A 26,424-nucleotide genomic window follows, 5' to 3' on the forward strand; every position below is an offset into this window, starting at 1 on the left:
TGACCTCTTACTGCGCCTGCACCCGCAGCTCCGCTGCGGAACGACTACGGTGACCCAACAATGCCTTCACATCACTGGACTTTGGTTTAACCAGCGAGAATTTAGACGACCAGGCTGGCCAGTTCGCCAGGATTTCTTCACCACGTGAGGAACCGGTGTGATGAACGTGCTCGGTGATCAGGCCACGCAGATGCTCTTCGTGGATGGCCAGGTTGTCAACGCTCAGCACTTCAACCAGCTCCGGGTTCACACGCTTACGGAATTCACCGTCTTCATCCAGAACGTAAGCGAAACCACCGGTCATCCCTGCACCGAAGTTCACGCCGGTACGGCCCAGTACGCAGACAATGCCACCAGTCATATATTCACAGCCGTTGTCGCCAATGCCTTCCACCACGGTGATGGCACCGGAGTTACGCACCGCGAAACGTTCACCAGCACGACCTGCTGCAAACAGCTTGCCGCCGGTGGCACCGTACAGACAGGTATTACCGATAATCGTGGCTTCATGGCTGCGGAATGCAGAACCAACCGGTGGACGTACCGCCAGCATACCGCCTGCCATTCCCTTGCCCACATAGTCGTTAGCATCGCCGGTCAGCGTCAGCTCAACGCCACCTGCGTTCCATACGCCGAAGCTCTGGCCTGCGGTGCCGCTGAAGTGGGCCTTGATTGGATCGGAAGCCAGACCCTGATCGCCGTGCACCAGCGCAATTGCACCTGACAGCGTGGCACCCACGGAGCGGTCGGTGTTGCGGATATCAAAGTAGAACGTTTTGCTCTGCTTCGCTTCCACAAATGGCATCGCCTGATCGTGCAGCGCCTTGTTCAGCACGCCCTTATCAAATGGCGGGTTGCTCTCGGTGCAGTGCACGGCCTTACCTGCCATTGGCTGAGCCGTTTTCAGCAGGGCAGAGAGATCCAGACTCTGCTGTTTGGCGGTGAAGCCTTCCAGCTCGGTCAGCAGATCGGTACGACCAATCAGGTCCACCAGGCGCTTTACGCCCAGCTCGGCCATGATCTCGCGCGTTTCACGGGCAATGAACTCAAAGTAGTTCGTTACGCGGTACGGTAAACCATGGTAGTGGTTCTTACGCAGCTTCTCGTCCTGAGTTGCAACACCGGTCGCGCAGTTGTTCAGATGGCAAATACGCAGGTATTTACAGCCCAGGGCCACCATCGGACCGGTCCCAAAGCCAAAGCTTTCGGCACCCAGGATGGCGGCTTTAATAATGTCACGCCCGGTTTTCAGGCCACCATCCACCTGCAGGCGGATTTTGTGGCGCAGTCCGTTGGCAACCAGCGCCTGCTGTGTTTCCACCAGGCCTAACTCCCACGGGCAGCCCGCATATTTTACGGAGCTCAGCGGGCTGGCACCGGTACCGCCGTCGTAACCGGCGATAGTGATCAGGTCCGCATAGGCTTTTGCCACGCCGGTGGCGATAGTCCCTACACCTGGTTCGGAAACCAGCTTCACCGAAATCATCGCTTTCGGGTTGACCTGCTTCAGGTCGAAAATCAGCTGCGCCAGATCCTCGATAGAGTAGATATCGTGGTGCGGCGGAGGTGAAATCAACGTCACGCCAGGTACTGAGTAACGCAGCTTGGCAATGTATGGGGTAACTTTGTCACCTGGCAACTGACCACCTTCACCCGGCTTGGCGCCCTGGGCAACTTTAATCTGAATAACGTCAGCGTTAACCAGATAGGCAGGTGTCACACCGAAGCGGCCAGAAGCAACCTGCTTGATACGGGACACTTTTTTGGTGCCGTAACGCGCCGGATCTTCACCGCCTTCGCCGGAGTTGGAGAAGCCGCCAAGGCCGTTCATCGCTTCAGCCAGTGACTCATGGGCTTCCGGGCTGAGCGCGCCGATAGACATCGCCGCAGTATCGAAACGCTTGTACAGCTCGGTCGCCGGTTCCACATCGTCGATGCTGATGGCGTTGCCGGATGGCGTTACCGCCAGCAGATCGCGCAGTGCTGCGACCGGGCGCTCGTTAACCAGCTTCGCATAGTGCTGATAATCAGTGTACTCGCCGCTTTGTACTGCTTTCTGAAGCGTACCGACCACGTCCGGGTTATAGGCGTGATATTCGCCACCGTGAACGTATTTCAGCAGGCCGCCCTGCTCCAGCGGTTTACGCTGCAGCCAGGCACGCTTGGCCAGGTTCACCAGATCCTGCTGGAAGTCAGTATAAGTGGCACCGCCGATGCGGCTGACCACACCCTGGAAACAGAGATCTGAGACGTCGCTGTGCAGGCCAACGGCTTCGAAGAGTTTTGAACAACGGTATGACGCGATGGTGGAGATCCCCATCTTCGACATAATTTTGTACAGGCCTTTGTTGATGCCGTTACGGTAGTTCAGCATCAGGCTGCGGTAATCTTTTTCGATCACGCCGCTGTCGGCCATCTTCGCCAGTGATTCGTAGGCGAGGTATGGATAAATCGCGGTTGCACCGAAGCCCAGCAGCACGGCGAAGTGGTGTGGGTCGCGCGCGCTGGCGGTTTCAACAATGATGTTAGCATCGCAGCGAAGGCTTTTATCCACCAGGCGAGTCTGGATGGCACCGACCATCATCGGCACCGGCACAGGCAGGCGTGTCGGGCTGATTGCACGGTCAGACAGCACCAGCAGAACGGTTCCGCCTTTCACCAGTTCTTCCGCTTTATCGCACAGTGTGAGAATAGTCTCTTTCAGCGAAGCTTCAGCCGGATCGAACGTACAGTCCAACGTATCTGCACGGTAGAACTCTTCTTCCTGAGTAGTCAGCTGTTTAAAGTCTGAATAAAGCAGGATTGGCGATTTGAAGCTCAGACGGTGAGCCTGACCTTCAGCCTCACAAAACACGTTCATTTCACGACCGATGCTGGTTGCCAGTGACATCACATGCGCTTCACGCAGCGGATCGATCGGTGGATTAGTCACCTGAGCGAACTGTTGGCGGAAATAGTCATAAATCACGCGCGGACGGCTGGAAAGCACGGCGAATGGCGTATCATCGCCCATGGAGCCAACGGCTTCCTGACCGTTCTCACCCAGCACGCGGATGATTGAGTCAAGTTCTTCGCTGCTGTAGCCGAACTGCTTCTGGAAGCTTGCCAGGAGGTCGTCGTCCATTTCACGGCTGCCCACCTGATCGTCAGGCAAATTTTCGAACGGCACCAGACGGCGAACGTTTTTCTCCATCCACTCTTTATAAGGGTGGCGGCTTTTCAGATCGTTATCGGTCTCCGCAGAGTGCAGGATGCGACCCGCGCGGGTATCTATCACCATCAGTTCGCCAGGTCCGACGCGGCCTTTTTCCACCACTTCATCCGGCTGATAGTCCCAGATGCCTACTTCAGAAGCACAGGTGATCAACTTGTCTTTCGTGATGACGTAGCGAGCCGGACGCAGGCCGTTACGGTCGAGGTTACAGGCTGCATAGCGACCATCAGACATCACGATGCCTGCCGGGCCGTCCCACGGCTCCATATGCATGGAGTTAAAGTCGAAGAAGTCGCGCAGCTCCGGATCCATATCCGGGTTGTTCTGCCAGGCTGGTGGTACCAGCAGGCGCATGGCACGAATCAGATCCATACCGCCGCTGAGGAACAGCTCCAGCATGTTATCCATTGAGCTGGAGTCAGAACCGGTTTCGTTAACGAACGGCGCAGCATCCTGCAGATCGGGGATCAGCGGGGTGCGGAATTTATAGGCGCGGGCTTTGGCCCACTGGCGGTTACCGGCGATGGTGTTGATTTCACCGTTGTGTGCCATGTAGCGGAAAGGCTGAGCCAGCGGCCAGCGTGGTACGGTATTGGTGGAGAAGCGCTGGTGGAACAGGCAGATGGCAGATTCCAGACGCAGGTCGGCCAGATCCAGGTAGAAGCGCGGCAGATCCGCCGGCATACACAGACCTTTATAGATGTTGACCTGGTTGGAGAAGCTGCACACGTAGAATTCTTTGTCTTCGATGCGCTTTTCGATACGGCGGCGCGCCATATACAGGCGACGCTCCATATCACGTGGACGCCAGCCAGCCGGTGCATTGATAAACAGCTGTTCAATGCGCGGCATGGAAGAGAGGGCGATTTCACCAAGTACGTCCTGGTTGATTGGCACTTCGCGCCAGCCCACCACAGACAAGGTTTCGCGCAGCACTTCTTCTTCCACAATGCGGCGGCTCTCGCGAGCCAGCTCGTCATCCTGGTTAAGGAACAGCATGCCTACCGCGTAGTTTTTGGCCAGGCGCCAGCCGCGCTCCTGAGCCACTACACGGAAGAAACGATCGGGTTTTTGTAATAAAAGGCCACAGCCGTCGCCGGTCTTGCCGTCAGCAAGGATCGCGCCACGGTGTTGCATTCGGGCCAGTGCGTGAATAGCCGTACGCACCACCTTATGGCTAGGTTCGCCTTCTATGTGGGCGATCAGGCCGAAACCACAGTTATCCTTTTCAAGGGATTTATCGTACAACATATCAGTGAACCTCCCCAGGCTCTGAGAGATTCCCTGCGCCGACGAAGGGCAGACGTAGAAAGGGCATGGCGACAGGTTTTGAGCTTAATGCTCACCTATTATGTCGCCCCTCTAGTCTGGCCGTTAGCATCGGTGTCACAAGCGTTGAGGACTTGCTACAGAGGGAATCTCAATAACTGCATAAATATGACGGGTGGAACACCCGTCCAGAAAGCTTCCAGCGGATTTCCAACTTATCGGGAAAGCGTACTCAGGTCAAATAGCGTTCTTACTGAGGCTTCTATGTCCTTTATATGAGTTATTTATTTGATTTATATGAATTTGTTTGGGTTTTTTATGTTGTTCGTTTCCCTGCAATCCCCCGCTGAAGTGTGAGCTGTCTCACTGTAGTGCAGGCAGCAAATCTCTGCACCATGCTGGTGCTGGGGTTATTGGTAGCAGGATATGCTGGCAAAGTTATGTTAACCGCATAAACGCACTGTTTTTAGGGTTGTCGCTTATTTGAATTAAACAGGGCGACATCATTAGTAAAATTAATCGTCACGGATATGATTAAATTTTCACTTAATGTGAATGATTATTCGTTGCATTAACAGGGGAGAGTACGGACCGGGACGGTCATCGCTATGAAAAGCATGAGGCAACAGAGGTGCCCTTTCCACAAGAGGGAACTACAGATTATGCAATTAACAAAAATAGTCAACTGCTTATCTTTTGCGGGCCAGTGTAATGAAAAGAGCTCATTTCTGTTTTTTGCGGTCAGCGCGGGCTGACTTTCCGGCCAGACGAGGCGGCATGCAGCTTCAACACTCTTAACAATATTGGCAGGGCTTTTAATATACTGTTGAAAATCCCGGCAGCGATCACCTGCTAAAACAGCTTTTAAGCGTGGCGAATTAAGTGAATTGTGCCAGTTACCGTTTGTTTGTTATTCCGCCAGTTGTTCTCTCTAAACTTTGCGAGCCGTCACCTGCCGAAGTGCTTAATCAGTCATTGCTCACCGAACATGCACTGTTCCAGTGCAGGGCAAACTCTGTTCCGTCTGCGTGGGTCTTTTGAGCTTTTACGGTATGATTGAGATATTGGTCTGGAAGGAATCTTTTATGAAACAAATTCGTCTGTTAGCCCAGTATTACGTCGACCTGATGGTGAAATTGGGTCTGGTGCGTTTTTCCCTGTTGCTGGCCTCCGCGCTGGTGGTGCTGGCCATGATTGTGCAGATGGCCGTGACCATGGTGCTCCGGGGACATGTGGAAAGCATTGATATGGTTCGCTCGGTGTTTTTCGGCCTGTTAATCACCCCCTGGGCGGTCTATTTCCTCTCGGTGGTGGTGGAACAGCTGGAAGAGTCACGTCAGCGCCTCTCGCGGCTGGTGGACAAGCTGGAAGAGATGCGCCATCGCGACCTGGAGCTGAACCAGCAGATGAAGGAAAACATCACCCAGCTTAATCAGGAAATCGCTGACCGTATCAAAGCCGAGAAGGCCCGCCTGCAGGTGCTGGATAAGCTGACGGAAGAGATGACCAGACGTGAACAGGCACAGATCGAACTTGAGCAACAATCCTCTTTTCTGCGCTCTTTCCTGGATGCCTCACCTGACCTTGTGTTCTACCGCAATATCGATCAGCAGTTCTCCGGCTGTAATCGCGCCATGGAGTTGCTTACCGGAAAAAGTGAGAAGCAGCTGATCGGCCTGACACCGCGCGATGTTTATGATGATGATGCCGCAACGAAAGTGCTTGAAACAGATGAGAAAGTGTTCCGTCATAACGTCTCCCTGACCTATGAGCAGTGGCTGCAATATCCCGACGGGCGAAAAGCCTGTTTTGAGATCCGAAAGGTGCCTTATTACGACCGCGTGGGAAAACGTAGCGGGCTGATGGGGTTCGGACGCGATATAACGGAACGTAAGCGCTACCAGGACGCTCTGGAGAATGCCAGCAGGGAGAAGACCACTTTTATCTCTACGATCAGCCACGAGCTTCGTACGCCGCTTAACGGCATTGTCGGCCTCAGCCGTATTTTGCTGGATACCGACCTTAATGCTGAGCAACTGAAATATCTCAAAACCATCCACGTTTCCGCTATCACGCTGGGCAACATTTTCAATGACGTGATTGAAATGGACAAAATTGAGCGGCGGAAGGTGCAACTTGATAACCAGCCTGTGGACTTCACTGGCTTCCTGGCGGATCTGGAAAACCTCTCCGGATTACTGGCTCAGCCTAAAGGGCTGAAGTTTGTGCTGGAACCCGAGCTGCCTCTGCCCCACAAAATCATTACCGATGGCACGCGCCTGCGACAAATTCTGTGGAACCTGATCGGCAACGCGGTGAAGTTCACTCAGCAGGGCAGCATTGTGGTCCGCGTCAGCTATCAGGGTGAAGATTGCCTGCGCTTTGAGGTGGAAGATTCTGGCATGGGCATTCCTCAGGATGAGCAGGACAAGATCTTCGCCATGTATTACCAGGTGAAAGATCAGCACGGCGGTAGGCCAGCTACGGGGACGGGCATCGGGCTGGCAGTTTCACGTCGGCTGGCGCAGGGCATGGGCGGTGACATCTCGGTGCGTAGTGCTCCCGGCACAGGCTCCTGCTTTACACTAACCGTCAATGCACCACGCATTGCTGAGCAGAACGAAGATGAACAACCGGCTGATGATATGCCTTTACCGGCGCTGCACGTGCTGCTGGTGGAAGATATCGAGCTGAATGTGGTGGTGGCCCGCTCGGTGCTGGAGAAGCTGGGTAACAGTGTGGAAGTGGCGATGACCGGTGAGGAGGCGCTGGCCATGTTCGATCCGGACGAATTCGACCTTGTGCTGTTGGATATTCAACTGCCGGATATGACCGGGCTGGATGTAGCTCGTGGCATTCATCAGCGTTACATGGGGCGGCAGCTTCCGCCGCTGGTAGCACTGACGGCTAATGTATTGAAGGACAAAAAAGAGTATCTGGATGCAGGGATGGACGACGTGCTGAGCAAGCCGCTGGCAGTACCGGCGCTGACGGCGACCATCAAAAAGTACTGGGATTATCAGCAGCGTGAAGACAAACCTGAGGAGAGCAGAGTGGACGAGAAGAAACTGGGATTACTGGATGTCACTATGCTGGAGCAGTATATCGAACTGGTTGGCCCGCAGCTGATACATCAGAGTCTGGAGATGTTTGAGCAAATGATGCCCGGCTACCTTGAAGTGCTCGATTCTAACATGATGGCGCGTGACCAGAAGGGCATTGCTGAAGAAGGCCACAAGATTAAAGGCGCGGCCGGATCGGTTGGACTGGTGCACCTGCAGCAGCTGGCGAAGCAAATCCAAAGCCCAGAATTACCGGCATGGTGGGACAACGTTCAGGAGTGGATCGACGAACTGAAGCAGGACTGGCGTCATGACGTGGAAGTGTTACGGGAATGGGTTTCTGATGCTGGAAAAAAATGACCCCGACCGAAGCCGGGGTGCGCGAATACTGCGCCAACACCAGGGAAAAGTGTAACCTGCGCTATTCTGAGAAGAAGAGTTTAAAAGCACAGGCGCGGTATTGGTTAAACGCTCAGGAACTACCTTAGCAAATCTTACATCACATGTTACCAGATTCATTAAAATGTGTGATGTGGAGCAGCGTTTCCACACAGAAAACATTAATTTGGTGACACAGTCAAGTGCGGAATGAATTTATCCGCAGTTTTGCTCAAAAAATAGACTATTGTGACAATTTTTCATAACCCCAGATTGACGTTGCCGGGTAACCGGTTCCATTGAACGCTAGCGGAGCTGCTAAAGAAATTTCCTAAGGGAAGGGCGATATTTAACTGGCTGTAAAACATGTCCTTTTTATGAGATTGCGGTCTCTGTCCTCAGACCGTTTGTGGCCAGGCTCAGGAAGCGCCACATGCAAAGTTTCGGGAATGGATATAGCGCTTTAGATAGCAATTCCTTTCTGTGTATACCTGGTATCTGTAATAGCTTTGAAAAGCCTGTATGCTGTTTGAACGCCACCTTAAAGGGGGCATAAGATTAATTTTTCAAATGCTACCCCGCGTGATTTATAAGAAATTTGAATCATTTGTTTTTAACATCCACCATCATTAAAATGCGGATTTCTGCATGATGTGCAGGTTTGTTTACTGGATGGAACCGATTCCGGATCCGCGGAAGTGGTTGAAGCTGTTGAGGCATTTATATTACTTCCCGGCAGGCTGACAGCCAGAGGCCGATTTTCAACGCCGGATTTGTCACCTCCCGACAGCAGGTAGCAGAGAGGCTAAGGCGAGTTCTGGTCAGGAATTGATAAAGATTGTTATGGATATAATTGTATGAGTAAGCGCAAGAGAACAGGTTTGGTGGGGATTAGACAGTGGTTGTTAAGGGCCATATTCAGCGTTCTGGGACTCTGGGTGGCAGGAATTCTGCTTTTTTCCTTTTTGCCGGTCCCTTTTTCGGCGGTGATGGTCGAGCGCCAGCTGGGGGCCTGGTTTAGCGGCGATTTCAGCTACGTGGCCCATTCGGATTGGGTGGGGATGGACGATATTGCTCCCTGGATGCCTCTTGCGGTAATGGCTTCAGAAGATCAAAAGTTCCCAACCCATTGGGGATTTGACGTTCAGGCCATCCAGTCTGTGCTGGATAACGATGGTGGTAAAATGCGAGGTGCCTCGACATTGTCACAGCAGACCGCCAAAAACATGTTCTTATGGGATGGCCGCAGCTGGATACGTAAAGGGCTTGAGGCGGGTCTGACTGTGGGGATTGAAACGGTGTGGACCAAGCGCCGGATCCTGACGGTCTACCTGAATGTGGCAGAATTTGGTGAGGGAGTGTTTGGAGTGGAAGAGGCTTCCCAACGCTATTTTCACAAGTCAGCCAGCCGTCTGACCATGTCTGAAGCTGCGCTACTGGCAGCCGTGTTGCCTAACCCAATCCGCTTCAGGGCTGATGCACCTTCTGGTTATATTCGCCAGCGACAGCAGTGGATCTTAAGGCAAATGCGTCAGCTTGGCGGCGAGGGATTTCTGAGGGAATATAAGCTGCAATAACGGGATGGCAGGCCAGAAGAGTTCAGCAGGGCTTCTGGCCTTAATTTTATTAGTCTTCATCAAAGCCGGCGTTAAACAGCTCAATAACCGCCGTTAAGGCTTTTTCTTCTTCCGGCCCGGTAGCTTCAATTTCAATGTGGCCGCCCTTGGCTGAGTCGAGCATCAGCAGAGCGATCACGCTGCTGGCCTCCGCCTCGGTACCGCTTTCATTGCGTAACAGCACTTCCGCATCAAAGCTCTGCACCAGTTCAAAAAGCTTCATTGCCGGGCGGGCATGCATTCCCAGCTTATTTTTAATCTCAACGGTTTGCCTGACTGTCATGATTTGCGTTTTTCCAGCGTACGATGGCGGGACTGAACGTTTTTACCGCGCGAACGAAAATACTCGGCCAGCTGTTCGGCGATATAAACAGAGCGATGCTTACCACCGGTACAGCCTATGGCGACGGTGAGATAGCTGCGGTTATTGGTTTCCAGCATTGGCAGCCACAATTCGAGGTAGCTGCGGGTCTGATAGATAAAATTGTGTACTTCGGTATGACGGTCGAGGAAGGCCGCGACTGGCCGATCAAGACCGGTCATCGGGCGCAGCTTCGGGTCCCAGTGTGGGTTCGGCAGAAAACGAACGTCGAATACATAGTCTGCATCGATGGGAATACCGTGCTTGAAGCCGAAGGACTCAAAGACCATAGTCAGCTCACGTTCACGCTTGCCTAACAGGCGCGTGCGCAGCATTTCAGCCAGCTCGTGGACGGACATCTCGGAAGTATCAACAATCAGATCGGCCCTGGAGCGCAGAGGCTCCAGCAGGTCATTTTCTTCGTCAATGGCGCTTTCCAGCGACAGATTTTTACTTGAAAGAGGGTGCAGACGACGGGTGTCGCTGTAGCGGCGGATCAACGTATTGCGATCGGCATCCAGGAACAGCAGCTGCGGAGAAAAACTGTCGGGCAGGCTGGTCAGGGCTTTTTCGAACACTTCCGGCGATTCCGGCATATTCCTGACGTCAATACTGACCGCTGCAGACATATTGCGGTCGGACAGGGAATTTGCCAGTTCGGGCAGCAGCACCACGGGAAGGTTATCCACGCAGTAAAAGCCCATATCTTCAAGCGCCCGTAATGCCACGGACTTACCAGAACCGGAACGACCGCTGACGATCATCAGCACCATGACTTAATCTCCTGATTTTTCCTGCTCTGTCGGGCTTTCCGCCATGATTTCAAACAGCTCTTCATCGCTTTGTGCAGCCCGCAGCCGACGGCAGACGGTTTTATCAGCAAGGCGTTTTGCTACCAGTGACAGGGTATGCAGATGCGTCTTGCACTGGTCGGCGGGGACCAGCAAAGCAAACAGCAGGTCCACCGGCTGATTATCAATGGCATCGAAGGCGATGGGCTGGTCGAGGCGGATAAAAACGCCCACCGCGCGCAGCGTATCTTCAACCAGCTTACCGTGGGGGATGGCGATACCGTTGCCGATACCGGTACTGCCCATCCGCTCGCGGGTCAGGATCGCTTCGAAGATAGTCTGGTGCGGGAGGTTCAGCTGTTTGGCTGCCAACTCGCTAATAATTTCCAGCGCCCGCTTTTTACTCTGGCAATGTACGCCGCTGCGGGTGCAGGACACACTCAATACCGAGCTCAGTTCCAGTGTTAAGTCATTGTTCATCATAGTTTCACTTACGTGTTCACTTCCGCCTGGTAAGATGGCTGACTTCTGTGGTTCCGGTTCAACCCGGTCAGCTGTCGGTCGGTTGCACATGCCTTATTGATTAACGGCCCGTACCCCAGTAACAGAGTACGAGCCGGAACCTCTTACGTCACCTTCAATCTCACATGAGGGTGACGCAAAAATAATCAATGCCTGGGTGAAATTTAGTGCTGCTTCAGCTTGTCTTTATGTTTATTAAGTTGGCGTGTCAGCTTGTCTATCAGGCCGTCAATCGCCGCGTACATATCTTTCTCTTCCGAGGTGGCATGCAACTCACCGCCGTTCACATGCAGGGTTGCGTCGGCAACCTGAGTGACTTTTTCAACCTTGAGAACAATATAAACCTGATTAATCCGGTCAAAATATTGCTCCAGTTTGGCGAACTTAGCCGTGACAAATTCACGTAATGGCTCAGTGATCTCTACGTTTAGCCCAGTAATATTGAGTTGCATACGGTCTTCCTTATCTGTTCGTTCAGACCAGCTGTTTGCGCTGGTTTGAGGGCGGGATGGATAAAGACTCTCGGTACTTTGCGACGGTGCGGCGTGCCACCATGATCCCCTGATCGGAGAGCAAAGTGGTCAGCTTGCTGTCACTAAGAGGTTTGGCGGGATTCTCCGCCGAGATTAATTTTTTCACCAGTGCACGGATGGCCGTGGAGGAAGCTTCGCCGCCGCCTTCGGTATTGACGTGGCTGGAGAAAAAATACTTCAATTCAAAAATGCCGCGCGGGCTGTGCAGGTATTTTTGCGTGGTGACGCGGGAGATCGTTGACTCATGCATATCCACGGCGGTGGCAATGTCTGCCAGCACCATTGGTCGCATAAACTCTTCTCCCTGCTCAAAGAACGCCTGCTGCTGATCGACGATGCAGCGTGTCACCTTCAGCAGTGTATCGTTGCGGCTTTCCAGGCTTTTAATCAGCCATTTCGCTTCCTGCAGGTTGCTGCGGATAAACTGGTTATCGCTGTCATTGCGGGTGGAGCCCCCCAGCGAAGCGTAGTGCTGGTTAATCTTCAGCCGGGGAACACTGTCGGCGTTAAGATCGACCGTCCAGCGTGGACCGATCTTGCGCACCAGCACGTCAGGAATAACATACTCAGGTTCAGTGGTGTTGATCGACTGCCCCGGACGGGGATCCAGTGACTGGATCAGCTGCATAGCGTTTTTCAGCACGTCCTCTTTCAGACGGGTTACACGCATTAAGCTGCGGAAATCGTGGTTGGCCAGCAAATCCAGATGCTCGCTGACAATCAGGCGAGCCTCTTTGAGGAAGGGCAGTTCCGGCGCGAATTGAGAAAGCTGTACCAGCAGGCAGTCCCGCAGGTCGCGGGCGCAAACGCCGACCGGATCAAAACGCTGTACGCGCTTCAATACAGCTTCTATTTCATCCAGCGACAGCTCATCGTTACCGATGCTCTCCAGAATCTCATCCAGTGACACGGTCAGATAGCCGGTCTCATCCACGGCATCAACAATGGAGGTGGCAATGGCGCGGTCAGTGTCGGTAAACGGCGTCAGTTCGACCTGCCACATCAGATAATCCTGCAGCGTCTGGGTGGTTTCTCCCTGATAAACGGGAAGTTCGTCATCGTGATAATCGGTACCGGTTCCTGACGGAGTTCCTGCGGTGTAGATCTCATCCCAGGTTGCATCCAGCGGCAGCTCTTCCGGCATATCCTTTTGTTCTAACGCCTCACGGGTATCAAGCGCTTCTTTTTCCTGATACTCCCGCGAGTCCACTTCCTCATGAATATCGGTTTGTTCAAGCAACGGGTTGCTTTCCAGCGCCAGCTGAATTTCCTGCTGTAGTTCAAGCGTAGAGAGTTGCAGCAGACGAATGGCCTGTTGCAATTGTGGCGTCATGGCAAGCTGTTGGCTAAGCCTGAGTTGCAAACCTTGCTTCATATTCAGGATACAAATTCCTCAAAAATCTTACCTGGTTTGAACACCTTATCAGAGTCTGAACTCTTCGCCCAAGTAGACTCGCTTAACTTGTTCATCTTCCAGGATTTGCTCCGGCGAACCGTGAGCAATCAGATGCCCCTGGCTGACAATGTAAGCCCGCTCACAAACCGCCAGCGTTTCACGCACGTTGTGGTCGGTGATCAATACGCCCAGCCCGCTGTCGCGCAGGTGTTCAATAATCTTTTTGATATCGATAACGGAAATCGGATCAACACCGGCAAACGGTTCATCCAGCAGGATAAATTTCGGATTGGCTGCCAGTGCACGGGCGATCTCCACGCGGCGACGTTCACCGCCCGATAGCGCCTGACCCATGCTGTTGCGCAGGTGTTCGATGTGGAACTCATTCATCAGCTCGTTAGCGCGATCCTCACGCTGTTCCGTGGTCAGATCGTCACGGATCTGCAGAACGGCCATCAGGTTATCGTAAACGCTCAGGCGACGAAAAATAGAGGCTTCCTGCGGCAGATAGCCAATACCCCGGCGGGCGCGGGCATGCAGTGGCAGAATACTGATGTCCTCATCATCAATGATGATGCGGCCTGCATCACGAGGCACTATGCCCACGACCATGTAGAAGGTGGTGGTTTTACCCGCCCCGTTAGGGCCCAGCAGGCCAACAATTTCGCCGGATTTCACCTGCAGGCTGACATCTTCGACTACGCGGCGGCCCTTATAGGCCTTCGCCAGGTTTTCTGCAATTAAAGTCGCCATAACTGATTATTTACTCTTATTCTGTCCGGTTGACTGGGTGCCTTTGTCCTGCAGCTGCGAAGGAACCAGTACGGTGGTGACTCGCTTGCCGGTATTGCCATAGGCCTGCATTTTCTGCTCTTTCACCAGATAGGTGATGCGGTCGCCCTTCACGTTGCTGTCCAGCTGCTCAAGATAGGCATTGCCAGTCAGCTCAACAAAATCTTTCGCCAGCTCATAGTGCATCTTAAGAGCATGGCCTTTCACCGGCTTACCGTTGTCCTGCATCTGGTAGAATGTGGCAGGGTTGCCGTAAGCATCAACAATTGTTTTATTACTGTCGCCGCCTGGGCGGGTTACCACCACTTTATCGGCGGTGATTTTGATCGAACCCTGAGTGACGATGACGTTGCCAGTGAAGGTCGCCACGTTACCCTGCATATCCAGAGCCTGATTTTCAGAGTCCACGTTGACCGGTTTGTCCGAATCGCCCGTCAGGGCGAAGGCTGGCAGGCTGGCAGCCAGCAGCAGGCCGAGCGTCAGAAACTTAAGGTTGTTTCGCATTTTGAATTTCATAGGAGGTTTTGACCTTTTCAATCAACTCGGCAGTTTTCTTCCGTAAATTCCCACGCATCTTCATGCCGGTAGAGTTAAAGCTACTGCCATAAAGTGTCACCTGGTCGTCTGAAGTGACATCCTGTGTGACGAGGTTTACTACGGCGTTATCGGTTTTAATTCTTTGAAGTTGAGCATCCTGCGTCAGGCTGTTGACCTCCACATGGCCGTACAGGTACAGCATGCGATCGTTCGTCAGCTTAGCTTTGTCCGCCCGCACCGACCAGGTGGGAATTTTATTCTCATCGTAGGTGGTCATGATCGGGTTATCGAACCAGCTCACCGCATCGGCGGAAAAATAGGTCACCTTATCGGAAACGAGTTTGTAGCTCAGGGCACCCTGCGGGTTATACACCACCGTATTGGAAGACTGGCTGGTGTAGGTAGGTTCCTGAGCGTTTCCTGCCGCCGGGGTGCTATTGTCGTCATTGCCGGCCAGGTTCCAGCCGATAAGAACAATGGCGACCAGGGCCAGCAACAGCGTAATCCAACGCCTTGTTTTACTCATACAGACTGCCCTTTGGCCTCATCAAACTTATCCTGTGCGATCAAAATCAGGTCGCAAATTTCGCGTACCGCTCCGCGGCCGCCTGCAATCCGGGTTACATAGTCAGCGCGAGGGATCAGCACCGGATGGGCGTCCGCCACGGTGACGCTCAGTCCAACCTCTGCCATGACCGGCCAGTCGATCAGATCATCGCCAATATAAGCGACCTGGTCCGGCTGAAGCGACAGTTTATCCAGAAGTTCGCGGAAGGCCAAAATCTTATCAGACTGGCCCTGGTAAAGATGTGTAATGCCCAGCGTTGCGCAGCGGTCCTCCAGCAGCTTTGCTTTGCGGCCGGTGATAATAGCGACTTCCATGTCTGAGGTCAGCAGGCAGCGTATCCCATAGCCATCACGGACGTTAAAGGCCTTGAGCTCTTCACCATTATTCCCCTGATAAATCACGCCATCGGACATCACGCCGTCAACATCGCAAATCAGTAGCTTTATCTGGCGCGCGCGCGTCATAACATCCTGGCTAACCTTGCCATAACAAGTTTCAATCATGCTTGCGGCTGTGCTCATTCATCTTATCCCTTGTTAAACCACACCGGCACGCAGCATGTCGTGCATGTGGACCACGCCCAGCAGCAGATCGCCGTCGGCTACCATTACGGCAGTAATATTCCTGCTCTGCATCAGATTCAGAGCATCCACCGCTAAGGTATTGGGACGCACCCGAATCCCGCCAGAGGTCATCACGCTGGCGATGCTGGCGTGCTGAATATCAATTCCCATATCGAAGACCCGACGCAGGTCACCATCGGTGAAGATACCTTCAATTTTCATCAAATCGTTGCAGATAACCGTCATACCCATATTTTTACGGGTGATTTCCAGCAGAGCATCACGCAGTGAAGCATCACGGCTGACGTGAGGAATTTCATCTCCGCTGTGCATAATATCATTGACGGTCAGCAGCAGCTTACGACCCAGTGCGCCGCCCGGATGGGACAGGGCAAAGTCTTCAGCGGTGAATCCACGGGCTTTCAGCAGGGCCACTGCCAGTGCATCGCCCATCACCAGCGTGGCGGTGGTGCTGGAGGTCGGCGCCAGGCCCAGCGGGCAGGCTTCCTGCGGTACTTTAACACACAGATGGATATCGGCAGCACGACCCATTGCGCTCTCCGGGCGACTGGTCATGCAAATCAGCGAAACATGCAGGCGTTTCAGCACCGGGATCAGTGCCAGAATCTCGGAAGATTCGCCGGAGTTGGAGATAGCTATCACGATATCCCCCGCGCCGACCATACCCAGGTCACCGTGGCTGGCTTCTGCCGGGTGAACAAAAAATGCCGGGGTACCGGTGCTGGCAAAGGTCGCTGCCATTTTTTTGCCAATGTGGCCCGACTTGCCCATGCCCATCACCACCACTTTACCCATGCAGCTGTAAATGCGCTTACAGGCCTCGGTAAAGTCGTCGTTAATATACTGGTCGAGCTGCTCGAGGCCCTGACGTTCAATAGCCAGAACATCTTTTCCCGCCTGCTGAAAATCGAAGCCGGGTTCGGGGGTACGAGGTGCCATAATTTCCAATCCTTTTACCAGAGGGTGGCCGAGGGCAGCCAGTACAGCACCGCAACCCAGGCTACAAAGCCGCACAGCAGCAGGGTGCCCGCCACTCGTCCGATACAACGACTGCGCTGCAGGCAGATAAGCGTAAACAGCGCGCTGACGCCCAGCATGACCCAGTAGTCACGGGCGAAGGCGTGCATATCAACACTGCCAGGGTGGATTAGCGCCGGAACGCCAAGTACGATGGCAATATTGTAGATGTTAGATCCAATCAGATTGCCGACGGCGATATCATCTTCACCTTTTAGCGCTCCGGCAATCACCGTGGCCAGTTCAGGCAGGCTGGTGCCCACCGAGATAATTGTCAGGCCGATAACCAGTTCGCTGATGCCAAAGAAGTCCGCAATTACCGTGGCATTGTCGATCACCATCCGGGTCGACATCGGCAGAATAATCAGCGCAACGGCCAGCCATAAAAATGCCACGGTGTTGCCCGCATCGTCCCGTGGCAGCTCAGCCAGCTGTTCGCGGGTCAGAGAATCGTTGTTATCGCGTTCCGCCTTACGGGCGATTTTTGTGATAAACAGCAGATAAGCCGCCGCAATGGCGATCAGCGCCAGCCCGTCGCCGCGGCTGAGAGTATTATCAAACAGCATCACGCCGCACAAGAGAGTGACCAGTAACATCAGAGGAAGTTCGCGGCGGATTAAATTCGAATGAACGGTAAGGGGATGAAGCAGAGCTGCGCCACCAAGGATTAACAGGATATTGGTGATATTCGACCCCAGCGCAGTACCGACGGCGATATCCATCTGGCCGTGGGTGGCTGCCGAGAAAGAGACAATCAGTTCCGGGAGCGAGGTGCCTATACCCACAACCGTCATACCAATGATCAGCGGGGGAACTCCCATCGCGCGGCTGAGAATGGCTGCGCTGAAAACCAGACGATCTGCACCATATACCAGCAGGACCAAACCGATAATCAATAGTGCTATAGCTACGAGCATGAAATGTCCTTTGATCGGGTATAATCGTCGGCTCGTCTTGCGCGACGTGTAAAGCTAGGGCTTAAAGATAATCCGCTGATTTTGACGGTCTGAAAGCAAAAAGTAAAACTTATGCCAACTTTAGCCACGTCTTCGAGGTAAGTTTCTGTAAAAGTGTTCTGTCTGATGGGTTATACGCTACCATCGGAGGTAAATTATATGCCTGAAAAAGAGGATAAGAGGTAACTATGAGCCAGACGGAAACGAATTTGGTGGATGTCCGGGGTGTCAGCTTTGCCCGCGGGAATCGGCCGGTTTTCGATAACATCTCGCTTACGGTGCCCAGAGGGAAAGTCACAGCCATTATGGGTCCTTCAGGCATTGGTAAAACCACATTATTACGCTTGATTGGAGGCCAGTTGCGCCCTGACAGGGGTGAAATCTGGTTTAATGGCGAAAATATTCCCAGCCTGTCGCGTTCCAGGCTGTATGAAGCTCGCAAAAAAATGAGCATGCTTTTTCAGTCAGGTGCGCTGTTTACTGACCTCAATGTCTTTGATAACGTCGCCTGGCCGCTGCGCGAGCATACGCAACTGCCACCCCAGCTGTTACACAGCACGGTGATGATGAAGCTGGAGGCGGTGGGATTACGCGGCGCAGCGTTGCTGAAACCGTCTGAGCTGTCTGGTGGTATGGCTCGCCGCGCTGCGTTGGCAAGGGCAATCGCCTTAGAGCCTGACCTGATCATGTTCGATGAACCGTTTGTCGGCCAGGACCCGATCACTATGGGGGTGCTGGTTAAACTCATCGATGAACTGAATCACTCTCTCGGCATGACCTGCATTGTGGTTTCACACGATGTGCCTGAAGTGCTGAGTATCGCTGACTATGCGTATATTATTGCGGGTCAGAAAGTGATAGCCCAGGGAACGGCGACAGCGCTGCGCGAGGATGAGGATGCCCGCGTGCGCCAGTTTATTGATGGCATTGCGGACGGCCCGGTGCCGTTTCGCTTCCCCGCAGGGGATTATCTGCAAGACTTAACCGGCTCAGGGAGTTAACAAACTGATGTTTTTACGAGCACTGGCGTCCATGGGGCGTCAGGGAATCAATACCTGCGCTACGTTTGGCCGTGCCGGGCTGATGCTCTTTCATGCACTGGTCGGCGTGCCGCGTTTTCGCAAGCATGCGCCGCTGGTGGTGAAACAGCTGTACAGCATCGGCGTCATGTCGCTATTGATCATTATGGTTTCCGGGTTATTTATCGGCATGGTACTGGGGCTGCAGGGCTATCTGGTACTGAACACTTATGGCGCTGACAGCAGCCTGGGCATGCTGGTGGCGCTTTCACTGCTGCGTGAGCTGGGGCCGGTGGTCACCGCGCTGCTGTTCGCTGGCCGGGCAGGATCGGCGTTGACCGCTGAGATCGGCCTGATGAAGGCGACAGAGCAGCTCTCCAGCATGGAGATGATGGCTGTCGATCCGCTGCGCAGAATTATCTCTCCACGCTTTTGGGCCGGTTTTATCAGCATGCCTCTGCTGACGCTGATCTTTGTGGCCGTTGGCATTATGGGCGGGGCAATTGTTGGGGTGAGCTGGAAGGGCATCGATACCGGTTTCTTCTGGTCTGCAATGCAGAATGCGGTCGATGTACGCACTGATATCGTCAACTGCGTAATTAAAAGTGCCGTTTTCGCCTTCACGGTGACCTGGATTGCCCTCTTTAATGGCTATGACGCGATTCCGACGTCGGAAGGTATCAGCCGGGCCACGACACGTACTGTGGTACATGCTTCTCTGGCGGTACTCGGTTTAGATTTTGTGCTGACAGCACTGATGTTTGGGAACTGATGCAATGCAAACGAAAAAAAGCGAAATTTGGGTAGGAGTCTTTTTACTGTTGGCGCTGTGCGCTGCACTGTTCCTCTGCCTGCGGGTGGCCGATCTGAAGTCTCTGGGCAGTGAACCGACCTGGCGGCTCACTGCCACTTTCGACAATATTGGCGGACTGAAAACCGGCTCACCGGTCAAGATTGGCGGCGTGGTGATTGGCCGTGTTACCGACATTGAGCTGGACAGCAAAACGTATTCCCCACGAGTCTCGATGGACATCGATGATAAGTATAATCAGCTGCCAGACACCAGTTCCCTGGCGGTGAGAACTTCAGGACTGCTGGGTGAGCAGTACCTGGCGCTGAACGTTGGCTTTGACGATCCGGAGATGGGAACGTCTATGCTTAAGGACGGCAGCACCATACAGGACACCAAGTCCGCTATGGTACTGGAAGATTTGATCGGCCAGTTCCTGTACAAAAGCGGCAACGGTAATGACAATAAAAATGCTCAATCGGCGGCACCGGAAGCAAACGGGCAACCCGCGCCAGCAGCTCACGACTAATCCACAAGAGGGTAAGTAATGTTTAAACGTTTCCTGATGATGGCAATGCTGATCATTGCTCCGCTAGCGGCCAACGCAGCCGCCGATAAAACCAATCCGTATCAGATGATGAATGAGGCGGCGGCTAAAACTTTCACCCGTCTGAAAAACGAGCAGCCAAAGATCAAGCAGGATCCAAACTACCTGCGCCAGATTGTGCGCGAGGAACTGCTGCCGTATGTACAGATCAAATATGCGGGCGCTTTAGTGCTGGGTCGATACTATCGTGAAGCGACACCTGCGCAGCGTGAGGCATACTTTAACGCCTTTGGCGACTACCTGGCACAAGCTTACGGCCAGGCGTTGGCGCTGTACCACGGCCAGACTTACCAGATTGCTCCTGAGCAGCCGTACGCCGATGCCAATATCATCGCCATTCGTGTGAGCATCATCGATCCGAACGGTCGTCCTCCCGTCCGGCTGGACTTTCAGTGGCGCAAAAACAGCCGCAGCGGTGACTGGCAGGCCTATGACATGATTGCTGAGGGCGTCAGCATGATCACTACCAAACAGAATGAGTGGGCCGATGTGCTGCGTCAGAAAGGCGTTGATGGCCTGACTGAACTGCTGAAGTCTTACGCCAGTCAGCCCATCACGCTGGACAAGCAGCAGTAATGAGCGAGCAACTGAACTGGCGTGTAGAGGCTAACCAGCTGCACCTTTCCGGAGAGCTGGAGAGAGAAACGTTGCTGGCGTTATGGGAGCAGCGTGGATCCGTGATGAAACAGATCGATACTATTGATGTTTCCGCGCTGGAAAGGGTGGATTCAGCCGGTCTGGCTTTGCTGGTTCACCTGCGGCAGATTGCCCTGCAACAGGGGGAAAACCTGCAGTTTACCGGGATCACCGAGAAACTGCGCACGCTGATTTCTCTGTATAACCTGCAGCAAATCATTGTCTCCCGCACCTGATAAGTGTGTGGCAGGCTGACTAAAAAAAGCCCCTGCTTCGGCCGGGGCTTTTTTTGCTTGTTTAAGATAGCGGCACTTTCCACTAAGATGTGTGCCTGTTAATCCTCAACTGAATTTAGATGCCTCATGGAAACTAGTGAAATTCAATCCGTGCTGATGGGCGCGTTACCTCTGCAGGAAGTCCACGTGACTGGTGATGGCAGCCACTTCCAGGTTATCGCCGTTGGCGAGCTGTTTGGTGAGCTGAGCCGTGTGAAGAAGCAGCAGACGGTCTATGCACCGCTGATGGCCTATATTGCTGATAACCGCATCCACGCGGTATCAATTAAAACCTATACCCCCGAAGAGTGGGCGCGGGACCGTAAGCTTAACGGTTTTTAAGCTGTTCGCTGTTCATCGCGGCCTGGCCGCAGTGAAGCGGGCAGGAATTTATGTCTGATTAAAGAGAGCTGGTGCAATGGATAAATTTCGTGTGCAGGGTCCAACCCGTTTAAGCGGGGAAGTTACAATTTCCGGCGCTAAAAACGCTGCGCTGCCGATCCTGTTCGCTGCTCTGCTGGCGGAAGAACCTGTAGAGATTCAGAATGTCCCGAAACTCAAGGACATCGATACCACCATGAAGTTGCTCAGCCAGCTGGGCGTAAAGGCAGAACGTAACGGTTCTGTGCATCTGGATGCCAGTGACGTCAATATTTACTGTGCGCCTTATGAGCTGGTGAAAACCATGCGTGCTTCCATTTGGGCGCTTGGCCCGCTGGTGGCTCGTTTTGGCCAGGGCCAGGTTTCGCTGCCGGGCGGCTGTGCAATTGGCGCCCGTCCGGTTGATTTGCATATCACCGGGCTGGAGCAGTTGGGTGCAGAAATCAAACTGGAAGAGGGCTACGTTAAAGCTTCCGTTGATGGTCGTCTGAAGGGCGCGCATATCGTGATGGATAAGGTCAGCGTTGGCGCGACCGTTACCATTATGAGTGCCGCGACACTGGCAACCGGTATCACCGTGATTGAAAATGCCGCGCGTGAACCTGAGATTGTGGATACGGCGAACTTCCTGAATACGCTGGGTGCGAAAATCAGCGGAGCGGGCAGCGATCGCATCACCATCGAAGGCGTTGAGCGCCTGGGTGGCGGCGTGTATCGCGTACTGCCTGACCGTATTGAAACCGGCACCTTCCTGATTGCAGCCGCGATTTCAGGCGGCAAAGTGCTGTGTAAGGCTACCCAGCCAGATACGCTGGATGCCGTTCTGTCGAAACTGCGTGAAGCAGGTGCAGATATCGAGCTTGGGTCGGACTGGATCAGCCTGGATATGCACGGTAAACGTCCGAAGGCAGTTAACTTCCGTACTGCGCCTCACCCTGGCTTCCCGACAGATATGCAGGCGCAGTTCAGCCTGCTGAACCTGGTGGCCGAAGGGACCGGTGTGATTACCGAAACCATCTTCGAAAACCGTTTCATGCATATTCCGGAGTTAATCCGCATGGGCGCTCATGCCGAGATCGAGAGCAACACTGCGATCTGCCATGGCGTGGAGAAACTGTCTGGTGCACAGGTGATGGCAACCGATCTGCGTGCTTCGGCCAGTCTGGTGCTGGCAGGGTGTATCGCTGAAGGCACGACAATTGTCGATCGTATCTACCATATCGACCGTGGTTATGAGCACATCGAAGACAAACTTAAGGCACTGGGTGCCAACATTGAGCGAGTCAGCGGCGAGGCGTAACTTACCCGGACAGTAAGAAAGGCCGGCAGAGTCGACTCTGCCGGCCTTTTTTTAAGCTCTGATGAGCTTCTTACGGTCTATCAGGCTGTGATTAACAGGATCGAAATACCGGCTTGGCCAGATTTCTGAAGGGTGAACCATCAATGCGTCAGCGATGAGCCACTCCCCCTTTGGCCAGGGCCGGAACAGTGCGTTAGCCAGGGTTGAAGAGCTCAATCCTGCCTCACGCGACACGGCAGCAAGTGTCGTGCCCTGTTTACGCAAACCTGCAATAATATCGGCATTATGCCAATCGTTTTTCTTTTTATGCATGTGCTGGTCCTCCATGGTGCACGGAGCTGTTTATAACAATTTGTGGCTATATTGCTCCAATAATTTCCTGTAATTTCTCAAAATGGTGCGAATTTTTGCGTTGTATTACACAAAAAGTTGAAAAACATTGAGCGTATTTTCATCGTGAAAGGGAAAGAGAAAGGGAAAAGCAAAATAAAGCGCGGAGAATCCGCGCCAGGTAAAATCAGAATTCGCGTTGAACTGACATGTGTGCCAGAGCTTCCAGTGCGCTGCGCCAGGGAGATTCTGGTAAAGCTTTCAGAGCCGCGATGGCTTTATCGGCTTCCTGCTCGGCGGCCTGACGGGTCCATTCCAGCGAGCCACACTGATGCATCGCTTCAAGAACAGGTTCCAGCAGATGACGACCATTTCCCTGCTCAATCGCACCACGGATCATCGCTGACTGTTCAGCTGTGCCGTTACGCATAGCGTGCAGCAGCGGTAACGTTGGCTTCCCTTCGCTCAGGTCATCGCCAACATTTTTGCCCAGGGTTTTGCCATCGGCGCTGTAGTCCAGCAAATCATCGATTAACTGGAATGCGGTGCCAATAAATCGCCCGTAGTCCTGCAACGCCTTTTCCTGCTCTGGCGTAGCTGAGGCGAGGATAGCGGATGATTGTGCCGCAGCTTCAAACAGACGCGCCGTCTTGCTGTAAATCACCCGCATATAGCTTTCTTCGGTGATATCTGGATCGTTACAGTTCATCAACTGCAACACTTCTCCTTCCGCAATCACATTTACCGCTTCAGACATCAGCGCCAGCACGCGCAGCGAGCCAAGGCTGGTCATCATCTGGAAGGCGCGGGTATAAATGAAATCGCCGACCAACACGCTGGCGGCATTGCCGAAGGCGGCATTAGCAGTGGCTTTGCCCCGTCGCATATCGGATTCATCAACCACATCGTCATGAAGCAGGGTGGCCGTATGGATGAATTCGATCAGGGCTGCGACGGTAACATGTTGTTTACCCGAGTAGTTTACCGCGCGGGCAGCCAGGACGGCGATCATCGGACGGATGCGTTTGCCCCCGCCGCTAATGATGTAGTAACCCAACTGATTGATGAGGGAAACCTCAGAGTTCAGCTGTTCCAGGATCGTTGCATTGACGTCCGCCATATCCTGCGCGGTGAGTTCGTTTATCTGTTCTAAGTTCATCAGTCTGTTCAGCTATTGCTCAGTATGCTGCTATGATAAGCGTCTTTACCCGTGCCTGCGGCATGTAATGTATAACAGATTGTACTTGAAAAACGCGACCGTGAAACGTTTGCATTCGCTTTGCGTTTTTTTTCTGCAATACCCCGCAACAGACACTTGTCATTGCCTGGGATTTTGCGTAGAATTCGCGCCCTATTGTGAATATTTATAGCGTAGCCTGAAACCAAGACGGCAAGCGCGAGAGCGGAGTTTTATATGTACGCGGTTTTCCAAAGTGGTGGTAAACAACACCGAGTAAGCGAAGGTCAGACCGTTCGCCTGGAAAAGCTGGACATCGCAACCGGCGAAACGATTGAATTCGACCAGGTTCTGATGATTGCCAACGGTGAAGAAGTGACTATCGGCGCGCCTTTAGTTTCAGGTGGCGTGATCAAAGCAGAAATCGTTGCTCATGGTCGTGGCGAGAAAATTAAGATTGTTAAGTTTCGTCGTCGTAAACACTACCGTAAGCAGCAGGGTCACCGTCAGTGGTTCACTGATGTGAAGATCACTGGCATCAGCGCCTAAGAGGAGATCTGACAAATGGCACACAAAAAGGCTGGCGGCTCCACTCGAAATGGTCGCGATTCCAATGCAAAACGTCTCGGCGTTAAGCGTTTCGGCGGCGAAGCCGTACTGGCAGGTAGCATCATCGTTCGTCAGCGTGGCACCAAGTTCCACGCGGGTACCAACGTAGGCTGCGGCCGTGACCACACTCTGTTTGCAACTGCAGACGGCAAGGTCAAATTCGAAGTTAAAGGCCCGAACAACCGTAAATACATCAGCATCGTTGCTGAGTAAGGTTTTCGTGCCTGAAGGCGGTACCTGATACCGCTTTCAGCAGCGAATCAAAAAGCCCCGCAATCATAGCGGGGCTTTTTACATTCAGCATTTCAATCCACAAGCAGAGTCTGCGCCTGTGGGTTCACAGCAAAAGTCTTTTTGCTGTACACTTTATATTCAGCTGCACGATGTCCTGAGGTGAATCCTCCCGGACCAATGTCACTCAACGGTGCGGGCGAATGATTTACGGAGAAGTAACATGAAGTTTGTTGATGAAGCGACAATCCTCGTTTCTGCGGGCGATGGCGGCAATGGCTGCGTCAGCTTCCGCCGTGAGAAATATATTCCCAGAGGCGGACCGGATGGCGGCGACGGTGGCGATGGCGGCGATGTTTACATGCAGGCCGACGAAAACCTGAATACCCTGATTGACTACCGCTTTGAAAAATCTTTCCGTGCCGAGCGTGGACAAAACGGCCAGAGCCGTGATTGTACCGGTAAGCGCGGGCAGGATATCGTGATTAAAGTGCCGGTCGGCACCCGAATTATCGATCAGGGCACCGGAGAAACGCTGGGTGACATGATGACCCACGGTCAGGTGCAGATGGTCGCTAAAGGCGGCTGGCATGGCCTGGGCAACACCCGCTTCAAATCTTCCGTTAACCGTACTCCGCGCCAGAAAACTATGGGTACGCCGGGTGAAAAACGCGATTTGCAACTGGAGCTGATGCTGCTGGCTGACGTCGGAATGCTGGGGCTGCCTAACGCCGGGAAATCGACCTTTATCCGCGCCGTTTCTGCTGCCAAGCCAAAAGTGGCTGACTATCCGTTTACCACACTGGTGCCAAGCCTTGGCGTGGTACGAATGGACAGCGAGCAGAGCTTCGTGGTGGCCGATATCCCCGGTCTGATCGAAGGCGCTTCTGATGGTGCGGGTCTGGGTATTCGCTTCCTTAAACACCTCGAACGCTGCCGCGTGCTGTTGCACACTATCGATCTGGCTCCAATTGATGAGTCCGATCCGGTAGAAAATGCCCGTATCATCCTCGGCGAGCTGGAAAAGTACAGTGAGAAGCTGTTCAACAAGCCGCGCTGGCTGGTGTTCAATAAAGTTGACCTGCTGGATCAGGAAGAAGCGGAATCCCGTGCCAAAGCCATTGCGGAAGCGCTGGGCTGGACGGATAAATACTATCTGATCTCTGCCGCCAATCGCGTTGGCGTGACGCCACTATGCTGGGATGTAATGTCCTTTATTAACGCCAATCCGAAAGAGGCGGAAGAAGAACAGAAGCAGCCTGAGAAAGTGGAGTTCATGTGGGATGACTACCATCGCCAGCAGCTGGAAGAAGCTGCCGAGCCGGTGGAAGAAGATGATGACTGGGATGACGACTGGGATGATGAAGACGACGAAGGCGTCGAAATTATCTATCAACGTTAATCTTCTGAAGGGACACATTGCTGTCCCTTTTTGCTTTTGTGTCTGCGTGACCCCGCCACTGATCAAGCCTC

Annotated in this window: 26 protein-coding genes; 12 read left to right on the forward strand and 14 right to left on the reverse strand. The window is 53.4% G+C overall.

Annotated features, from left to right (window positions below; translation table 11 throughout):
* Window positions 1–7: 7 nt before the first annotated feature.
* Window positions 8–4,465, reverse strand: coding sequence for a glutamate synthase large subunit (gene gltB / locus GSQ70_RS07970; RefSeq protein ID WP_158782052.1), 4,458 nt, complete (start codon window positions 4,463–4,465; stop codon window positions 8–10).
* Window positions 4,466–5,568: 1,103 nt separating this feature from the next.
* Between gltB and arcB the strand changes: the two genes are divergently transcribed.
* Both arcB and mtgA read left to right on the forward strand, forming a co-directional pair.
* Window positions 5,569–7,905, forward strand: coding sequence for an aerobic respiration two-component sensor histidine kinase ArcB (gene arcB, locus GSQ70_RS07975; protein ID WP_158782053.1), 2,337 nt, complete (start codon window positions 5,569–5,571; stop codon window positions 7,903–7,905).
* 875 nt (window positions 7,906–8,780) lie between these two features.
* Complete coding sequence (gene mtgA / locus GSQ70_RS07980; RefSeq protein ID WP_158782054.1) at window positions 8,781–9,500, forward strand: monofunctional biosynthetic peptidoglycan transglycosylase; 720 nt, start codon at window positions 8,781–8,783, stop codon at window positions 9,498–9,500.
* Between the two features lie 49 nt (window positions 9,501–9,549).
* Here mtgA and npr read toward each other — a convergent pair whose 3' ends face one another.
* The 11 genes from npr to GSQ70_RS08035 form a co-directional block, all read right to left on the reverse strand.
* The gene (gene npr / locus GSQ70_RS07985) at window positions 9,550–9,822 is read right to left on the reverse strand and encodes a PTS phosphocarrier protein NPr (RefSeq protein WP_158782055.1); all 273 of its coding nucleotides are present in this window, start codon (window positions 9,820–9,822) and stop codon (window positions 9,550–9,552) included.
* Window positions 9,819–10,673: an RNase adapter RapZ gene (gene rapZ / locus GSQ70_RS07990; RefSeq protein ID WP_158782056.1), complete on the reverse strand. Its 855-nt coding sequence runs from the start codon at window positions 10,671–10,673 to the stop codon at window positions 9,819–9,821. The genes npr and rapZ overlap by 4 nt, the downstream gene beginning before the upstream one ends.
* Before the next feature lie 3 nt (window positions 10,674–10,676).
* Complete coding sequence (gene ptsN, locus GSQ70_RS07995; protein WP_199257237.1) at window positions 10,677–11,171, reverse strand: PTS IIA-like nitrogen regulatory protein PtsN; 495 nt, start codon at window positions 11,169–11,171, stop codon at window positions 10,677–10,679.
* Between the two features lie 206 nt (window positions 11,172–11,377).
* A complete protein-coding gene (gene hpf, locus GSQ70_RS08000; RefSeq protein ID WP_158782058.1) occupies window positions 11,378–11,665 on the reverse strand; it encodes a ribosome hibernation promoting factor in 288 nt (95 codons plus the stop codon).
* A gap of 22 nt (window positions 11,666–11,687) precedes the next feature.
* Window positions 11,688–13,121: an RNA polymerase factor sigma-54 gene (rpoN, locus tag GSQ70_RS08005; protein ID WP_158782059.1), complete on the reverse strand. Its 1,434-nt coding sequence runs from the start codon at window positions 13,119–13,121 to the stop codon at window positions 11,688–11,690.
* 48 nt (window positions 13,122–13,169) lie between these two features.
* Window positions 13,170–13,895 carry an LPS export ABC transporter ATP-binding protein gene (lptB, locus tag GSQ70_RS08010; protein WP_158782060.1) on the reverse strand — a complete coding sequence of 242 codons (726 nt, stop codon included), beginning with the start codon at window positions 13,893–13,895 and terminating at the stop codon, window positions 13,170–13,172.
* A 6-nt stretch (window positions 13,896–13,901) separates the two neighbouring features.
* Window positions 13,902–14,450, reverse strand: a complete 549-nt coding sequence (lptA, locus tag GSQ70_RS08015; RefSeq protein ID WP_158782061.1) for a lipopolysaccharide ABC transporter substrate-binding protein LptA — start codon at window positions 14,448–14,450, stop codon at window positions 13,902–13,904.
* Entirely contained in the window at window positions 14,422–14,997 is a 576-nt protein-coding gene (gene lptC, locus GSQ70_RS08020; protein WP_158782062.1) for an LPS export ABC transporter periplasmic protein LptC, read from the reverse strand. Before lptC ends, lptA begins: the two co-directional genes overlap by 29 nt.
* Window positions 14,994–15,560 carry a 3-deoxy-manno-octulosonate-8-phosphatase KdsC gene (kdsC, locus tag GSQ70_RS08025; protein WP_158782063.1) on the reverse strand — a complete coding sequence of 189 codons (567 nt, stop codon included), beginning with the start codon at window positions 15,558–15,560 and terminating at the stop codon, window positions 14,994–14,996. The genes lptC and kdsC overlap by 4 nt, the downstream gene beginning before the upstream one ends.
* A 15-nt stretch (window positions 15,561–15,575) precedes the next feature.
* Entirely contained in the window at window positions 15,576–16,562 is a 987-nt protein-coding gene (kdsD, locus tag GSQ70_RS08030; protein ID WP_158782064.1) for an arabinose-5-phosphate isomerase KdsD, read from the reverse strand.
* 14 nt (window positions 16,563–16,576) lie between these two features.
* Window positions 16,577–17,557, reverse strand: a complete 981-nt coding sequence (locus tag GSQ70_RS08035) for a calcium/sodium antiporter (RefSeq protein ID WP_158782065.1) — start codon at window positions 17,555–17,557, stop codon at window positions 16,577–16,579.
* A gap of 227 nt (window positions 17,558–17,784) precedes the next feature.
* Between GSQ70_RS08035 and mlaF the strand changes: the two genes are divergently transcribed.
* From mlaF to murA, 7 genes are all read left to right on the forward strand, one after another.
* On the forward strand, window positions 17,785–18,597 hold the full coding sequence (gene mlaF / locus GSQ70_RS08040) for a phospholipid ABC transporter ATP-binding protein MlaF (protein ID WP_158782066.1): 813 nt from the start codon (window positions 17,785–17,787) through the stop codon (window positions 18,595–18,597).
* Window positions 18,598–18,604: 7 nt separating this feature from the next.
* Window positions 18,605–19,387: a lipid asymmetry maintenance ABC transporter permease subunit MlaE gene (mlaE, locus tag GSQ70_RS08045; RefSeq protein ID WP_158782067.1), complete on the forward strand. Its 783-nt coding sequence runs from the start codon at window positions 18,605–18,607 to the stop codon at window positions 19,385–19,387.
* Between the two features lie 4 nt (window positions 19,388–19,391).
* Entirely contained in the window at window positions 19,392–19,934 is a 543-nt protein-coding gene (mlaD, locus tag GSQ70_RS08050) for an outer membrane lipid asymmetry maintenance protein MlaD (RefSeq protein WP_158782068.1), read from the forward strand.
* A gap of 18 nt (window positions 19,935–19,952) precedes the next feature.
* Window positions 19,953–20,588 (forward strand): phospholipid-binding protein MlaC, encoded by a 636-nt coding sequence (gene mlaC / locus GSQ70_RS08055; RefSeq protein ID WP_158782069.1) that lies wholly within the window; start codon window positions 19,953–19,955, stop codon window positions 20,586–20,588.
* Complete coding sequence (gene mlaB, locus GSQ70_RS08060; RefSeq protein ID WP_158782070.1) at window positions 20,588–20,884, forward strand: lipid asymmetry maintenance protein MlaB; 297 nt, start codon at window positions 20,588–20,590, stop codon at window positions 20,882–20,884. Before mlaC ends, mlaB begins: the two co-directional genes overlap by 1 nt.
* 126 nt (window positions 20,885–21,010) lie before the next feature.
* The gene (gene ibaG, locus GSQ70_RS08065) at window positions 21,011–21,265 is read left to right on the forward strand and encodes a BolA family iron metabolism protein IbaG (protein WP_158782071.1); all 255 of its coding nucleotides are present in this window, start codon (window positions 21,011–21,013) and stop codon (window positions 21,263–21,265) included.
* Window positions 21,266–21,341: 76 nt separating this feature from the next.
* Window positions 21,342–22,604, forward strand: a complete 1,263-nt coding sequence (gene murA, locus GSQ70_RS08070; RefSeq protein WP_158782072.1) for a UDP-N-acetylglucosamine 1-carboxyvinyltransferase — start codon at window positions 21,342–21,344, stop codon at window positions 22,602–22,604.
* A 51-nt stretch (window positions 22,605–22,655) separates the two neighbouring features.
* Here murA and GSQ70_RS08075 read toward each other — a convergent pair whose 3' ends face one another.
* Together GSQ70_RS08075 and ispB are read right to left on the reverse strand one after the other, a co-directional pair.
* A complete protein-coding gene (locus GSQ70_RS08075; protein WP_158782073.1) occupies window positions 22,656–22,916 on the reverse strand; it encodes a helix-turn-helix domain-containing protein in 261 nt (86 codons plus the stop codon).
* Window positions 22,917–23,121: 205 nt separating this feature from the next.
* On the reverse strand, window positions 23,122–24,093 hold the full coding sequence (gene ispB, locus GSQ70_RS08080) for an octaprenyl diphosphate synthase (RefSeq protein ID WP_158782074.1): 972 nt from the start codon (window positions 24,091–24,093) through the stop codon (window positions 23,122–23,124).
* 255 nt (window positions 24,094–24,348) lie between these two features.
* On the opposite strand from ispB, the gene rplU reads away from it, so the two are divergent.
* The 3 genes from rplU (at window position 24,349) to cgtA (ending at window position 26,353) form a co-directional block, all read left to right on the forward strand.
* Window positions 24,349–24,660, forward strand: a complete 312-nt coding sequence (gene rplU, locus GSQ70_RS08085) for a 50S ribosomal protein L21 (RefSeq protein WP_067427523.1) — start codon at window positions 24,349–24,351, stop codon at window positions 24,658–24,660.
* A gap of 15 nt (window positions 24,661–24,675) precedes the next feature.
* On the forward strand, window positions 24,676–24,933 hold the full coding sequence (gene rpmA / locus GSQ70_RS08090; protein ID WP_034890467.1) for a 50S ribosomal protein L27: 258 nt from the start codon (window positions 24,676–24,678) through the stop codon (window positions 24,931–24,933).
* Window positions 24,934–25,174: 241 nt separating this feature from the next.
* Entirely contained in the window at window positions 25,175–26,353 is a 1,179-nt protein-coding gene (gene cgtA / locus GSQ70_RS08095; RefSeq protein WP_158782075.1) for an Obg family GTPase CgtA, read from the forward strand.
* The last annotated feature ends 71 nt before the right edge of the window (window positions 26,354–26,424 follow it).

The organism is Pantoea sp. BAV 3049, from assembly GCF_009765445.1.
Taxonomy (GTDB): Bacteria; Pseudomonadota; Gammaproteobacteria; order Enterobacterales; family Enterobacteriaceae; genus Erwinia.

What these genes read in the sequence shown, in the direction of transcription:
- hpf (WP_158782058.1), bottom strand. Translation starts at nt 11,665, where the DNA reads ATGCAACTCAATATTACTGGGCTAAACGTAGAGATCACTGAGCCATTA.
- mlaE (WP_158782067.1), top strand. Translation starts at nt 18,605, where the DNA reads ATGTTTTTACGAGCACTGGCGTCCATGGGGCGTCAGGGAATCAATACC.
- murA (WP_158782072.1), top strand. Translation starts at nt 21,342, where the DNA reads ATGGATAAATTTCGTGTGCAGGGTCCAACCCGTTTAAGCGGGGAAGTT.
- kdsD (WP_158782064.1), bottom strand. Translation starts at nt 16,562, where the DNA reads ATGGCACCTCGTACCCCCGAACCCGGCTTCGATTTTCAGCAGGCGGGA.
- mlaD (WP_158782068.1), top strand. Translation starts at nt 19,392, where the DNA reads ATGCAAACGAAAAAAAGCGAAATTTGGGTAGGAGTCTTTTTACTGTTG.
- GSQ70_RS08035 (WP_158782065.1), bottom strand. Translation starts at nt 17,557, where the DNA reads ATGCTCGTAGCTATAGCACTATTGATTATCGGTTTGGTCCTGCTGGTA.
- mlaB (WP_158782070.1), top strand. Translation starts at nt 20,588, where the DNA reads ATGAGCGAGCAACTGAACTGGCGTGTAGAGGCTAACCAGCTGCACCTT.
- lptC (WP_158782062.1), bottom strand. Translation starts at nt 14,997, where the DNA reads ATGAGTAAAACAAGGCGTTGGATTACGCTGTTGCTGGCCCTGGTCGCC.
- ptsN (WP_199257237.1), bottom strand. Translation starts at nt 11,171, where the DNA reads ATGAACAATGACTTAACACTGGAACTGAGCTCGGTATTGAGTGTGTCC.
- lptB (WP_158782060.1), bottom strand. Translation starts at nt 13,895, where the DNA reads ATGGCGACTTTAATTGCAGAAAACCTGGCGAAGGCCTATAAGGGCCGC.
- kdsC (WP_158782063.1), bottom strand. Translation starts at nt 15,560, where the DNA reads ATGAGCACAGCCGCAAGCATGATTGAAACTTGTTATGGCAAGGTTAGC.
- ispB (WP_158782074.1), bottom strand. Translation starts at nt 24,093, where the DNA reads ATGAACTTAGAACAGATAAACGAACTCACCGCGCAGGATATGGCGGAC.
- gltB (WP_158782052.1), bottom strand. Translation starts at nt 4,465, where the DNA reads ATGTTGTACGATAAATCCCTTGAAAAGGATAACTGTGGTTTCGGCCTG.
- rplU (WP_067427523.1), top strand. Translation starts at nt 24,349, where the DNA reads ATGTACGCGGTTTTCCAAAGTGGTGGTAAACAACACCGAGTAAGCGAA.
- ibaG (WP_158782071.1), top strand. Translation starts at nt 21,011, where the DNA reads ATGGAAACTAGTGAAATTCAATCCGTGCTGATGGGCGCGTTACCTCTG.
- mtgA (WP_158782054.1), top strand. Translation starts at nt 8,781, where the DNA reads ATGAGTAAGCGCAAGAGAACAGGTTTGGTGGGGATTAGACAGTGGTTG.
- rpmA (WP_034890467.1), top strand. Translation starts at nt 24,676, where the DNA reads ATGGCACACAAAAAGGCTGGCGGCTCCACTCGAAATGGTCGCGATTCC.
- mlaF (WP_158782066.1), top strand. Translation starts at nt 17,785, where the DNA reads ATGAGCCAGACGGAAACGAATTTGGTGGATGTCCGGGGTGTCAGCTTT.
- mlaC (WP_158782069.1), top strand. Translation starts at nt 19,953, where the DNA reads ATGTTTAAACGTTTCCTGATGATGGCAATGCTGATCATTGCTCCGCTA.
- rpoN (WP_158782059.1), bottom strand. Translation starts at nt 13,121, where the DNA reads ATGAAGCAAGGTTTGCAACTCAGGCTTAGCCAACAGCTTGCCATGACG.
- npr (WP_158782055.1), bottom strand. Translation starts at nt 9,822, where the DNA reads ATGACAGTCAGGCAAACCGTTGAGATTAAAAATAAGCTGGGAATGCAT.
- arcB (WP_158782053.1), top strand. Translation starts at nt 5,569, where the DNA reads ATGAAACAAATTCGTCTGTTAGCCCAGTATTACGTCGACCTGATGGTG.
- GSQ70_RS08075 (WP_158782073.1), bottom strand. Translation starts at nt 22,916, where the DNA reads ATGCATAAAAAGAAAAACGATTGGCATAATGCCGATATTATTGCAGGT.
- rapZ (WP_158782056.1), bottom strand. Translation starts at nt 10,673, where the DNA reads ATGGTGCTGATGATCGTCAGCGGTCGTTCCGGTTCTGGTAAGTCCGTG.
- cgtA (WP_158782075.1), top strand. Translation starts at nt 25,175, where the DNA reads ATGAAGTTTGTTGATGAAGCGACAATCCTCGTTTCTGCGGGCGATGGC.
- lptA (WP_158782061.1), bottom strand. Translation starts at nt 14,450, where the DNA reads ATGAAATTCAAAATGCGAAACAACCTTAAGTTTCTGACGCTCGGCCTG.